This is a genomic window from Caballeronia humi (assembly GCF_001544475.1).
GTDB lineage: Bacteria > Pseudomonadota > Gammaproteobacteria > Burkholderiales > Burkholderiaceae > Caballeronia > Caballeronia humi.
Window position 1 is genome coordinate 123,827 of record NZ_FCNW02000011.1, and the last position, 12,564, is coordinate 136,390.

At 63.5% G+C, this 12,564-nt stretch carries 12 protein-coding genes; 7 read left to right on the top strand and 5 right to left on the bottom strand.

Annotation, left to right across the window (positions count from 1 at the left end):
• Positions 1-59: 59 nt before the first annotated feature.
• The 6 genes from AWB65_RS13690 (at position 60) to AWB65_RS13715 (ending at position 5,546) form a co-directional block, all read left to right on the top strand.
• On the top strand, positions 60-725 hold the full coding sequence (locus AWB65_RS13690; protein WP_087667665.1) for a site-2 protease family protein: 666 nt from the start codon (positions 60-62) through the stop codon (positions 723-725).
• Between the two features lie 4 nt (positions 726-729).
• A complete protein-coding gene (locus AWB65_RS13695) occupies positions 730-1,932 on the top strand; it encodes a tryptophan--tRNA ligase (protein ID WP_087667666.1) in 1,203 nt (400 codons plus the stop codon).
• On the top strand, positions 1,932-2,516 hold the full coding sequence (locus AWB65_RS13700) for a class I SAM-dependent methyltransferase (RefSeq protein WP_087667667.1): 585 nt from the start codon (positions 1,932-1,934) through the stop codon (positions 2,514-2,516). Before AWB65_RS13695 ends, AWB65_RS13700 begins: the two co-directional genes overlap by 1 nt.
• A gap of 42 nt (positions 2,517-2,558) precedes the next feature.
• Positions 2,559-3,464 (top strand): 4-hydroxy-tetrahydrodipicolinate synthase, encoded by a 906-nt coding sequence (gene dapA, locus AWB65_RS13705; RefSeq protein WP_087667668.1) that lies wholly within the window; start codon positions 2,559-2,561, stop codon positions 3,462-3,464.
• 156 nt (positions 3,465-3,620) lie between these two features.
• A complete protein-coding gene (gene bamC / locus AWB65_RS13710; RefSeq protein WP_087667669.1) occupies positions 3,621-4,763 on the top strand; it encodes an NlpB/DapX family lipoprotein in 1,143 nt (380 codons plus the stop codon).
• 9 nt (positions 4,764-4,772) lie between these two features.
• On the top strand, positions 4,773-5,546 hold the full coding sequence (locus AWB65_RS13715) for an MBL fold metallo-hydrolase (RefSeq protein ID WP_087667670.1): 774 nt from the start codon (positions 4,773-4,775) through the stop codon (positions 5,544-5,546).
• 90 nt (positions 5,547-5,636) lie between these two features.
• Here AWB65_RS13715 and AWB65_RS36920 read toward each other — a convergent pair whose 3' ends face one another.
• The gene (locus tag AWB65_RS36920; protein WP_235007615.1) at positions 5,637-5,888 is read right to left on the bottom strand and encodes a hypothetical protein; all 252 of its coding nucleotides are present in this window, start codon (positions 5,886-5,888) and stop codon (positions 5,637-5,639) included.
• A 232-nt stretch (positions 5,889-6,120) separates the two neighbouring features.
• Positions 6,121-7,329, bottom strand: a complete 1,209-nt coding sequence (locus tag AWB65_RS13730; RefSeq protein WP_087667671.1) for a cupin domain-containing protein — start codon at positions 7,327-7,329, stop codon at positions 6,121-6,123.
• 33 nt (positions 7,330-7,362) lie between these two features.
• Here AWB65_RS13730 and AWB65_RS13735 point away from each other — a divergent pair, with 33 nt between their 5' ends.
• Entirely contained in the window at positions 7,363-7,914 is a 552-nt protein-coding gene (locus AWB65_RS13735; RefSeq protein WP_087667672.1) for an FKBP-type peptidyl-prolyl cis-trans isomerase, read from the top strand.
• A gap of 49 nt (positions 7,915-7,963) precedes the next feature.
• On the opposite strand, the gene AWB65_RS13740 is transcribed toward AWB65_RS13735, so the two are convergent.
• The 3 genes from AWB65_RS13740 to AWB65_RS13750 all read right to left on the bottom strand — a co-directional run bounded on the left by AWB65_RS13740 (position 7,964) and on the right by AWB65_RS13750 (position 12,500).
• Entirely contained in the window at positions 7,964-9,214 is a 1,251-nt protein-coding gene (locus tag AWB65_RS13740) for a hypothetical protein (RefSeq protein ID WP_087667673.1), read from the bottom strand.
• Positions 9,177-11,870 carry a DNA mismatch repair protein MutS gene (mutS, locus tag AWB65_RS13745; RefSeq protein WP_087667674.1) on the bottom strand — a complete coding sequence of 898 codons (2,694 nt, stop codon included), beginning with the start codon at positions 11,868-11,870 and terminating at the stop codon, positions 9,177-9,179. Before mutS ends, AWB65_RS13740 begins: the two co-directional genes overlap by 38 nt.
• A gap of 189 nt (positions 11,871-12,059) precedes the next feature.
• Positions 12,060-12,500 carry an ElaB/YgaM/YqjD family protein gene (locus AWB65_RS13750; protein WP_235007616.1) on the bottom strand — a complete coding sequence of 147 codons (441 nt, stop codon included), beginning with the start codon at positions 12,498-12,500 and terminating at the stop codon, positions 12,060-12,062.
• Between the last annotated feature and the right edge of the window lie 64 nt (positions 12,501-12,564).

Here is a 12,564-nt window from a genome sequence, read left to right on the forward strand (position 1 = left end):
ACTTCCACCGCCATGAGTGGCGCCTGAACTGCCTGATACGCTTGATACAATAGCGAGCTATGGATTCTTCCCTGATACAGACAATCGCGGTCTACGCGCTCCCGGTGATCTTCGCGATCACGCTGCACGAGGCCGCGCATGGTTACGCGGCGCGCATGCTCGGCGACAACACGGCCTATGTGCTCGGCCGCGTTTCGCTCAATCCGATGCGTCACATCGACCCCATCGGCACCATCGTCATACCAATCGTTCTCTATTTCGCGACCAGCGGCGCGTTCATGTTCGGCTACGCGAAGCCCGTGCCCGTCGCTTTCGGTAATTTGCGCAATCCGCGCTGGGGCAGCCTGTGGGTTGCCGCCGCCGGTCCCGGCAGCAACTTCGTGCAGGCGCTGATCTGGGGCATCGTCGCGGTGCTGCTGGCGGGGTTTCACGTCGAAGAAGCGTTTTTGACGCGCATGGCGGCGGCCGGCGTCGGCGTGAATCTCGTGCTCGGCGTGTTGAACCTCTTTCCGCTGCCGCCGCTCGACGGCGGTCGCGTGCTGATGGCGCTCTTGCCCATCCGCGCGTCGCTGGCGCTGCAAAAGCTCGAACCCTACGGTTTTTTCATCGTGATGGCGCTCGTCATGACGGGCGTGCTGACGCGGTTCTGGCTGAGCCCGCTCGTGACCGTCGGCTATGCGGCGGTGTCGGCCATCCTGAATCCCTTTGCTTCGTTCTTTCTATAAAACCATGTTCCCTGACCGTATCTTCTCAGGCATGCGGCCGACCGGCACGCTGCACCTCGGCCACTATCACGGCGTGCTGAAAAACTGGGTGCGGCTGCAATCCGAGTACCCGTGCTTTTTCGCCGTCGTCGACTGGCACGCGCTGACGACGCACTACGAAACGCCCGAAGTCATCGAGAAGAACGTCTGGGAAGTGCTGATCGACTGGCTCGCGTCCGGCATCGATCCGGCGCAGGCGACGCTGTTCATCCAGAGCCGGGTGCCGGAGCACGCGGAGCTGTCGCTGCTGCTCGGCATGGCGACGCCGCTCGGCTGGCTCGAACGCGTGCCGACCTACAAGGAGCAGATCGAAAAGCTGCGCGAAAAGGATCTCTCGACGTACGGTTTTCTCGGCTATCCGGTGCTGATGGCCGCCGACATCCTGCTGTACCGCGCGTCGCTCGTGCCGGTCGGCGAGGATCAGGTGCCGCACGTCGAAATGACGCGTGAAATCGCGCGTCGCTTCAATTATCTGTACGGCAAGGAGCCGGATTTCGAGGAAAAAGCGCTCGAAGCCGCGAAAAAGCTCGGCGGCAAGCGCGCGAAGCTGTATCACGAATTGCGCGTCGCGTACCAGCAGGAAGGCGACGACGAAGCGCTCGAACAGGCGCGCGCGATGCTGCAGGAGTCGCAGAGCCTGTCGATGAGCGATCGCGAGCGGCTGTTCGGCTATCTCGAAGGCGCGCGCAAGCTGATTCTGGTCGAGCCGCAGGTTTTGCTGACGTCCGAATCGCGCATGCCGGGCCTCGACGGGCAGAAGATGTCGAAGTCGTATGGCAACACGATCGGCCTGCGCGAAGACGCGGAAACCATCACGAAAAAGGTCCGCACGATGCCGACCGACCCCGCGCGCGTGCGCCGTACCGACCCGGGCGATCCGGACAAATGCCCGGTATGGCAACTGCATCTGGCCTATACCGACGAAACAACGCACGAGTGGGTGCAGAAGGGCTGCCGGACCGCGGGCATCGGGTGTCTGGATTGCAAGCAGCCGGTAATCGAGGGCATCCTGCGCGAGCAGCAGCCGATGCTCGAGCGCGCGCAAAAATATATGGACGATCCGTCGCTGTTGCGCGCGATCGTCGCCGACGGCTGCGACAAGGCCCGCAAGTTCGCCACTGAAACCATGCGCGACGTGCGCGAGGCGATGGGGCTGTCGTACAACTGATGGCGGATCCGGCGAGCGCGTGGGTATGCAAATGGTCGCATCTTGTCGAGGCGGGCGGGGCGGTGCTCGATGTCGCGTCGGGAAGCGGCCGGCATGCGCGCTGGTTCGCGTCGCGCGGGCACTCGGTGCTCGCCGTCGACCGTGATGGCGAAGCGCTCGATTCGATGGCCGGTGTCGAGCGCATCAGGACGCTCGCCGCCGATCTCGAAAGCGCGCCGTGGCCATTGCCCGCTGATCAGACGTTTGCCGCGATCGTCGTGACCCGCTACCTGCACCGGCCGCTTTTCCCGCATCTCGCCAATGCCCTCGCGCCCGGCGGCGTGCTGATCTACGAAACCTTCGCCGTGGGCAACGAAACGGTCGGCAAGCCGTCAAATCCGGCGTTTCTGCTCACACCCGGTGAACTGATCGACGCGTTTCACGCGCGACTGCGAATCATCGCTTATCAGGATGGTTTCACGAGCGTTCCGCGCGCATCCTACGTGCAGCGAATCTGCGCGGTCCGCGAGCCGGACCCATCTTCAATCCACCTCACCATTCGTAACAATGCGTTGAACCCGCCGCGTTACGAGTTGGTGGACTAATCCGCTACAATCGCGGTTTACCCATTAAATTCATAGCGTTTCATGACAAACGGAACACAAGGCGGCATCCAGATCCGCGGCAGCATTCCTGCCATCGTCACACCGATGCACGAGGACGGTAGTCTCGATCTGCCGGCGTTTCGAAAGCTGATCGACTGGCATGTCGCGGAAGGCTCGAACGGTCTCGTCGTGGTGGGGACGAGCGGCGAGTCGGCCACGCTTTCGGTCGAAGAACACGTTTTGATGGTCCAGACGGCCGTTGAGCATACGGCCGGGCGCTTTCCGATCATCGCGGGCGCGGGCGGCAATTCCACATCCGAAGCCATCGAATTGTCGAAGGCGGCGAAAAAGGTCGGCGCCGACGCCACGCTCCAGGTCGTTCCCTATTACAACAAGCCGACGCAGGAAGGCATGTATCGTCATTTCGTGAAGATCGCGGAATCGGTCGATCTGCCGGTCATTCTGTACAACGTGCCGGGCCGCACCGTGGCCGACATGAACAACGAGACCATCCTGCGTCTCGCGGACGTGCCGGGGATCATCGGTGTGAAGGAAGCGACGGGCAACATCGACCGCGCCGCGCACCTGATCAAGCACGCGCCCGCGAATTTCGCGATTTTCAGCGGTGACGATCCGACCGCGATCGCACTGATGCTGCTCGGCGGCCACGGCAACATCTCGGTGACGGCGAACGTCGCGCCGAAGGCGATGAGCCAGCTTTGCCGCGCCGCGCTCGAAGGCGACGCGATCACCGCGCGCAAGATTCATCTCGGCCTGCTGTCACTCCACAAGCAGCTTTTCTGCGAATCGAATCCGATTCCGGCGAAGTGGGCGCTCCAGGAAATGGGCCGCATGCAAGGTGGCATCCGCCTGCCGCTCACACCGCTCGACGCGCGCTATCACGACATCGTGCGCGATGCGTTGCGCGAATCAGGGCTTCTGGCCTGATGACACGCGGCGGCGCGCCGACAGCATCGCACCGTGCCGCCGCAAGTCATCGAACGTCACGCAGCCAGTCATCAACCGTCGCTCGCCGACCTCGTTATCGACCCCGTTCTTGGCATCTGCTCCAGGCAACGCGCTTTCAGCATCACGAAGGACCCCATGAAACGATCCGCATTTTCCACTCACGCCACGCGCCTGAGCGCGCTGTCGCTTGGCCTTGCAACGGTCGTCGCGCTCTCGGGTTGCGATACGCTCAACGACTGGCTCGCGCCTGACCGCGTCAATTACAAGGCTGCTGAAACCGCGCCCGCGCTGACGGTCCCGTCCGATCTCTCCACCGCCGACATCAGCCAGCGCTACGCCGCGCCGCCGAAGGTCAACTCGCTCGGCGGCGGCACGGAGCGCGCGCTCACGCCGGCCGGTAACGCGACGCTCGGCGTGCCGACGGCGCAAGACCCGTACGGCATGCACGTCGAGAGCGACGGCGACCGCCGCTTCCTCGTGGTGGACGGCCGGACGCCTGACCAGATCTGGCCGCAGTTGCAGGAGTTCTGGACGGACAACGGCTTCACGCTCAAGACAGACGCGCCGGCCACCGGCATCATGACGACCGACTGGGCGGAAAATCGCGCGAACATTCCCGACGACTGGTTCCGCAAAAGCATCGGCAAGCTGGTCGATTTCGCGTATTCGTCGGGCACGCGCGACATGTTCCGCACGCAGGTCGATCGCACGGCAAACGGCTCGACCGACATCTCCGTCACGCACAGTGCAATGGAAGAAGTGCTGACGGGGCAGGACAAGACGTCGTCGCGTTGGGAAGCGCGTCCGCGCAATCCGGCGCTCGAGGCCGCGTTCCTCGCGAAGATCATGGAGAAGTTCGGCCTCACCGACGCGCAGGCAAAGCAATTGATCACCGAAGCGCGTCCGGCGGGCGCGAAGGTGGCGGTGGAGCAGTCGGGCAGTTCGTCGACGCTCGACATCGCCGAGCCGTTTGATCGCGCGTGGTTGCGCGTGGGCCTCGCGCTCGATCGCACGAATTTCACGGTCGACAACCGCGATCGCGAGAAGGGCCTGTATTACGTGCACTACTCGGACTCGATGCAGGAACTGAAAAAGGACGGCCTTTTCAGCAAGTTTTTCTCCAGCAACACGCCGAAGCCGACGCGCCAGTTCCTCGTGAACGTGCGTCCGAAAGCGGATTCGTTGACGCAGGTCGCAGTCGTCGATGCGAACGGTCAACTGGATAGCTCGACGGATGCGCAACGCATCGTGTCGCTGTTGCACGCGCAGTTGAACTGAGCACGGGCCGTGCGATTCGCGAGTCTCGGCAGCGGCAGTGAAGGCAACGCGTTGCTCGTCGAGGCGCAGTGCGGCACGACCACCACGCGCGTGCTGCTCGACTGCGGTTTTTCAGCGAAAGAAGTGGAACGAAGGCTGGGCCGACTGGGACTGCGCATCGACGATCTCGACGCGATCCTCATCACGCATGAGCACACGGACCATATCGGTAGCGCGCTGACGCTCGGGCGCAAGTGGTCGATTCCGTTGCATATGAGCTGGGGCACGGCGCGTGCGGTCGGTGCCGACGAGGCTCCGGTCGACCTGCACGTGCTGTGGGGCGACGAGAGCGTCGCCATCGGCAACCTGAGCGTGCTGCCGTACACTGTGCCGCACGACGCGCGCGAACCGCTGCAGTACGTATTCTCGGACGGCGCAAGCCGTCTCGGTGTCCTGACCGATGTCGGTGTTTCGACACCGCACATCACCAGCACCTTGAGCGGCTGTGATGCGCTGGTCCTCGAATCCAATCACGATCTCCAGATGCTCGCGACGAGCCGCTATCCGGCGTCGCTGAAGGCGCGTATCGGCGGGATGCACGGACACCTGAACAATGATGCTGCAGCAGGCATTCTCGCCGCGCTCGATCGTTCGAAACTGCGGCATCTGGTGGCCGCGCACTTGAGCCAGCAGAACAATCTGCCGCATCTGGCGCAGGCGGCGTTGTCGGCGGTGCTGGGGGCGTCGGCTACAGAGGTAGTCGTCGCGACTCAGGCGGAGGGCTTCGACTGGCTCACGTTATGAGCCATCTTGCGTAGGCTTCAGACGTAAAAAAACCGGCTCGAGAGCCGGTTTTTTTACGCAAGTCCCGCGAGGAGACCCGCACGCAAAACCTTACTGGCTTGCGCCCGATGCCGGAGCAGCCGAAGCAGCAGCAGCAGCGTCGCTGGCAGCAGCCGAAGCGTCGCTAGCAGCGGCCGAAGCGCTCGATGCAGCCGTGTTTGCGTCCGATGCAGCTGCGGCGGCCGGTGCCGAGGCAGCCGGGGCTTCGCTTGCAGCGCTCGGAGCAGCCGTATCGCTAGACTTGTTGCATGCAGCAAGAGCAACAGCAGCCAACAGGGATGCTACGAGGAGAGATTTCTTCATGATCACGTCCTTTTATGGTTAAAGGTAAGCAACAGCGCAAAGTACCGGTAATGTGTGCTCCAACACCGACCCGGGCCGCTGTGGAGACCCACATTTTATTGGATGTGTGAGACTTTCCACGGCTTGGGCGGAAATTATATGCACTTTCGTACTGACCGTCGATAAATGCGGGGCCAATACGTTGTCTTTCTCATACAAATTTTCACACTGCGGAACAGCAAGACGCATGACATCAGGCGCAGGCGTCGACCTGAATCCAGCCCGCACGATACCACTCGTGCAGTAAGGCTGTCATTGACGAATCGTCTTCAAGTGTTACAAAGCGTTTCGCCTCCAAAAGCCGGTTATCGGCCAATTCAGCGAGCCATTTTTTGGTTTTCGAATCGAATATCCCGGCTTCACCGTTGATGAAATACGAGCGTTTGTCGTAAAGCAAAATCGTCTTTCGATCGAGGCGCAAACCGGACTTCTGAATTCGCCCGACAAACTTTTGCTCATTCAATGGGCGATTAGGCGGATCGAAGACCACGTTCGCTTTCGGCTCGCTCAAATACGATCCGAGGAATGACGCCACGTCCTTCTCATTCCAACTCACATCCGCAAGGATCGCGCCAACCCGGTCGACGAGCAGCGAGGGAAGCTGCGCCGGATGAGCGACCGGTTCCTGCTTCGGATCGCGATAGAGCGCAGGGGCAGCATCCGCGTCGGTCGAGCGTTCTGCAAGGTGGTAGAGAAACTGGCCCGTGAGCTCGCGCGCGGACGGCGCGCGAAAGCCGATCGAGCACGTCATGCATTCGCCTTCGGCCACGCCATCGTGGGCGATGTGCGGCGGCAGGTACAGCATGTCGCCGGGTTCCAGCACCCATTCTTCTTCCGGCTCGAAATGCTGTAAAACTTTCAACGGCAGTCCCGGATTTAGCGTGAGATCGCGTTGCGCGCCGATCCGCCAGCGGCGCTTGCCATGCACCTGCAGCAGGAAGACGTCGTAGGAGTCGAAATGCGCGCCGACGCCGCCGCCGTCGGTGGCGTAGGAGATCATGAGGTCGTCGAGGCGCGCGTCGGGAATGAAGCGAAAGCGGTTCATCAGCGCGTGCGCGCGGTCGTCGTGCAGGTTCACGCCTTGCACGAGCAGCGTCCACTCGCGCTTTTTCACCGGCGGCAATTCGTCAGGCGCAAAGGGACCGTGTTCCAGTGCCCACGTCTTGCGAAAGTGCGTGATCAAGCGCGACTCGACATCGTCGAGATCAGCGAGGTTGAAGAGTTCGTCGCGTGTCAGCGGCGCCTCGATATCGGGGATCGCCTGGCGGATCAAAAGCGGCTTTTTCTGCCAATAACGGCGCATGAACTGCGCGGGCGTCCGGTTGCCCAACAAGGGAGTGACTTCGTCCGGCAGCGGCGCTTTGGGCCGGCCGGCGGTTGCATCTAGGGGCCGCGTTGGCATCGTATAATTGAGGCTTGTATCTTGGAGAATCCAATGAAAATCGCAAAAGACACCGTCGTATCAGTCGCATACAAGCTCTCGGATGCGCAGGGCAATCTGATCGAGGAAAGCGACGAGCCGATGGTCTATCTGCACGGCGGCTATGATGGCACGTTCCCCAAGATCGAGGAAGCGCTCGACGGCCAAGAAGCCGGCTATCAGACCCAGCTTCAACTCGAACCCGTCGATGCGTTCGGCGAGTACGATCCCGAACTCGTGAAGGTCGAGGCGCGCAGCCGTTTTCCTGAACCGCTCGAAGTCGGCATGCAGTTCGAAGGCACGCCGGAAGACGGCGAAGAAGACGTCGATTCGCTGATCTACACGGTCACGGATGTCGCCGAAGACAAGGTCGTGCTCGACGGCAATCATCCGCTCGCCGGCATGGCGCTGCGTTTCGCGCTGTCGGTGCAGGAAGTGCGCACCGCGACGGAAGACGAAATCCAGCATCAACATGCGCACGGCGCGGACGGACTGGAAATCCTCGACGAGGACGAAGACGACGCCGAAGAAACACCGGGCAAGGATTCGGGTCCGACATTGCACTAGGCATCGGGCTAATTGAGCGAGAAGGGCGCGGCATCGGCTGCGCCCTTTTTTATTCGACGGCGGCGCTCGCGGGCGCCGCGCGGTATATGCCGTTCTGCACCCCCGACGCGGGAGTCGGCAGGATCGGTGGCAGGGCGGGCGGCGGCGTGAGGATTGGCGGCATCGGCGTGAGCGTGGCCGGAGGCAGGTCGTCGCGCGGTGGCGAGGGCGCAGGTTCGGCAGTCGCCGGCTCGTTCGCTTCAACCGTCTTGCTGCGTCCCGCCACATCGCGCAGATCGACCTTGAACGGCGGCCGCCATCCGGCATTCGTCTGCACTTCGAGCCATTGCGCTTGCGGCTTTTTGAACGCGATCGCGATGCGCGTCAGATTCGCGACGACCGCGCCTTTTTCATCGCGCAGCGGCTGGTCGATGCGATAGCCCGCCGGCAGCGCCGTTTCCGAACCGTGGATCACGATCACCGGGCCACGGAACGAGTTCGCCATTTTCACGAGACTTCGCTTGAATTCGACGAAGCCATCGCGCGGCGGATTGTTACGCGTGAAGCGCAACCACGCGAAGCGGTCGCGGCGTTCGTAGCGCGTGAAATCGGGATCGCCCTGCAGGATCACGACGAGCGCCCGCTGCTCCGCGCGCCGCGCCCATTCGGCCGCGTGTTCGAGCCAGAACGTGTTTGCGATCACGCGATCCTCGAACTCGCCGTTGCGACCGCCCGCCGTCAGATAGTGGTTGTTCGGACTCGGCGCGTTCAAGCCGACGAACGCGACGCCTTGCGACTGCCAGCGCACGTTTTCACGAAACGTGCGAAATCGCGCGACTTCGCTTTCGCGCGTGACCGAAAGCGGCGCGGCGCCGAGCGTGTTGGCATCGGCGAAGAAGAGTTGCCGCAGGAAGTCGAGCCGTTCGACCGGGTCGTAGGCGCCTGATTGCGCGAGTCCGCAGTCGGTCCAGTCGTGCTGTCCGGGCACCACGATGAGCGGCTTGCGCGATGCGTCGAGCAAGTCGCGGCGCCCTTCGAATATCTTGTCGCGGCATGGCTCCGCTGAACCCTTGATGTTGCCGTCGTAGACGATGAACGCGATGTCGCGATCGCGTGAGATCGTATCGAGCATCTGGCGCACGGGCGCTTCGTCGGCGGGCTTCGTCAGCGCGTCGGCGATGATGGCGAACTTGAGCGGGGTATCGTCGGCGGCGGCGTGGCGTTGCGCAAGCACGCCGCAGAGCAGCACGGCGAGCAACGCACGCGATGCCGCCGCGGTCACCTTAGCGCGATGCATCCGGCGCGGACGTCGCCAGTTCATGCAGTTCGTAGAGCAGATCGAGCGCGTCGCGCGGACGCAGATCATTAGGATCGAGCGCGCGCAGCTTGTCGAGCACGGGATGCTCCGGTGCGGCTGCGGCCGGCGTGGGTTCCACGGCATCCTCCGCATAAGGCGACGCCGCGAACAGATCGAACTGCGGCGACGGCTGGCCGATCGACTGCTGCTCCAGATGCACGAGGTGCTTACGCGCCGCGCGAATCACCGCCGACGGCACGCCCGCAAGTTGCGCGACCTGCAAGCCGTAACTCTGGTTCGCGGGCCCTTCGTTCACGGCGTGCAGAAAGACGATGCCGTGATCGTGCTCGACCGCAGACAGATGCACGTTCGCCGCCTGCGCGAACTCGTGGGGCAACTGCGTCAATTCGAAATAATGCGTGGCGAAGAGCGTGTAGCAGTGGTTATGCGACAGCAGATGCCGCGCGATGGCCCACGCGAGCGCGAGGCCGTCGAAGGTCGAGGTGCCGCGGCCGATTTCGTCCATCAGCACGAGGCTAGACGCGCTCGCGTCGTTCAGGATCGCGGCGGCTTCCGTCATCTCGACCATGAACGTCGAGCGGCCGCCGGCCAGGTCGTCGGCGGCGCCGATGCGCGTGAAGATGCGATCGAGCGCGCCAAAACGCGCGCGCTTCGCCGGCACGTAGCTGCCGACATACGCCATCAACGCGATCAGTGCCGTCTGCCGCATGAACGTCGATTTACCGCCCATGTTCGGCCCGGTGATGAGCAGCAGCTTGCGTTCCGTTGCGAGGCAACAGTCGTTCGCGATGAACTGCTCGACCTGCGCTTCCACGACCGGATGCCGCCCCTGCTCGATATCGATGCCGGCGTCCGCAGCGAACTCGGGCGCGACCCAGTCGAGCGCGCGGGCACGCTCGGCGAACGCGCCGAGCAGATCGAGTTCGGCGAGCGCCTGAGCCACGCGCTGGCAATCCGCGATGAAGGGCAGCAGATTCTGCAACAGCGCGTCGTACAGCGCGCGCTCGCGGGCGAGCGCGCGTTCCTGCGCGGAAAGCGCCTTGTCCTCGAACGCCTTCAGTTCCGGCGTGATGTAGCGCTCGGCGTTCTTCAGCGTCTGGCGGCGGCGATAGTCGTCGGGGACCTTGTCGGTCTGGCCGCGCGTCACTTCGATATAAAAGCCGTGCACCTTGTTGTACTCGACCCGCAGGTTGCCGATGCCGGTCCTCGAGCGCTCGCGCGTTTCGAGATCGATCAGGAACTGGTCGCAGTTTTCCGAGATGTCGCGCAGTTCGTCGAGATCGGCGTCGTAGCCGCGCGCGATCACGCCGCCGTCGCGGATCAGCGCCGCCGGTTCGGGTGCGATCGCGGCGACGAGCAGGTCGAGACATTCGCGCGGCGGTTCGAGCGCGTCGTCGATGCGTTCCAGCGCGGCTGCGTTCGTGCGCACGGCGACAAGCAGTTCGCGCAGCTTCGGCAGCGCGGCGAACGTATCGCGCAGGCTCGACAGGTCGCGCGGACGCGCCGACAGCAGCGCAAGGCGTCCCGTGATCCGCTCGATGTCCGAGATCTGCCGCAACGCCGCGCGCAGCGTTTCGAGACTCGCGCCCGACGGTGCTTCGAGCAACGCACCGATTGCTTGTTGCCGTGCGCGCGCAATCGACGCGTCGCGCGGTGGATGATGCAGCCAATGCCGCAAAAGACGGCTGCCCATCGTCGTGCAGCACGTGTCGAGGAGCGAACAGAGCGTCGGCGATTCGGTGCCGCGCAGCGTCTCGGTGAGTTCGAGATTGCGGCGCGTAGCAGGATCGAGCCCGATGTATTCGGACTCGTGCTCGACCTTGAGGCTTCTCACGTGCCGCAATTGCTGCCCTTGCGTCGCGGCGGCATAGAGCAAAAGCGCGCCCGCCGCGCCCGATGCGCAGGTGAGCGAATGCGCGCCGAAGCCGTCGAGGCTCGCGACGTCGAGTTGCTCGCAAAGCCGTTGGCCGCCCGACGCGACATCGAAATGCCAGGCCGGCACGCGTGTCGTCGCGCCGATGCTCGGCACGCTGAACGACGCGTTGATATCGGTGATCGAATCGGCGATCAGCGTCTCCGCCGGCCGGATGCGCTCGAGCGCCGCGCCGGTTTCCTCGGGCGCGACTTCCGCGAGCCGCAGCGCGCCGCTCGCTAGATTGAGCCACGCGAGCCCGACGCTCGTCACCACGCCGCGCCGGTTGTGCGACGGGCAGAGCGCGAGCAGATAGACATCGCTTTTGTCGGAGAGAAGGGCGGCATCGGTGAGCGTGCCCGGCGTGACGACGCGCACGACCTTGCGCTCGACCGGTCCCTTCGACGTCGCCGGGTCGCCGATCTGCTCGCAAATCGCCACCGATTCGCCGAGCTTCACCAGCTTCGCGAGGTACTGTTCGCACGAATGATGCGGGATGCCCGCCATCCGGATCGGATTGCCGCCCGATGCGCCGCGCTGCGTGAGCGTCAGGTCCAGCAGACGCGCGGCTTTTTCCGCATCGTCGAAGAAAAGCTCGTAAAAATCGCCCATCCGATAGAAAACGAGCGTGCCGGGATGCTCCGACTTGATGCGGAGATATTGCTGCATCATCGGCGTGTGGTGCGACAGATCGACGGCCGCCGCTTGCGCGCCTGCTGATTCGGGGGTTGCGGTATGAGTGCCCATCTTGCGTGCGTTCGGTGCGGGAAAACCGGTTGCCAGACGAACCGGTCATATAGGGCGAGAGTGTAACCCGTCGCGCTGAAGCCGCGCCCTCGGCCGATCGGCTAACCCCACGCAAAACGATGAAACGACGACGCCCGCCGCGAACCGTCGTTCGCAGCGGGCGTCGGGGTCAGAAACGGCGAGACTTACTTAAGAACGTCCCGCGAGAAAGCCGACCAGCAGCGCCAGGCCGGCCACGGCGCCGAGCGTATGCCACGGCTTGTCGTGCACGAATTCGTCGGCGTAACCGGCTGCATCGTTCAACCTGGCCGTCACGGCCGAACCCGCGCCGTCCATCTGCGAGCGCACCGTCTTCAGCTTGGCCTGCAATTCCTTGCGGAGCTTGTCCGCATCGAGATCCTTGGCGTCGCGGATCGAGCTGTCCAGATCGTCCAGAAGGCTGCGCAACTGGCTGCTGGCGCTATCGACCGCATCGCTTGCTCCGCTGACGGCGCGCTGGCCCAGGTCGGCTGCGCCGTTGATTTTGCTATCGAGCGTCGAACGTGTGAACAATCCCATTTGCTGCTCCTTTTGACGTGCCGAAAAAAAGAAAATCGCGGCTCGTTCGGGCACCTGGGCGCGCGGCGCCAAGGTTGCGTGACGAGCCGTCCGGTATTTACGACTTCAGCCCCGCCTCATCGTTCCCCGCTTGTTT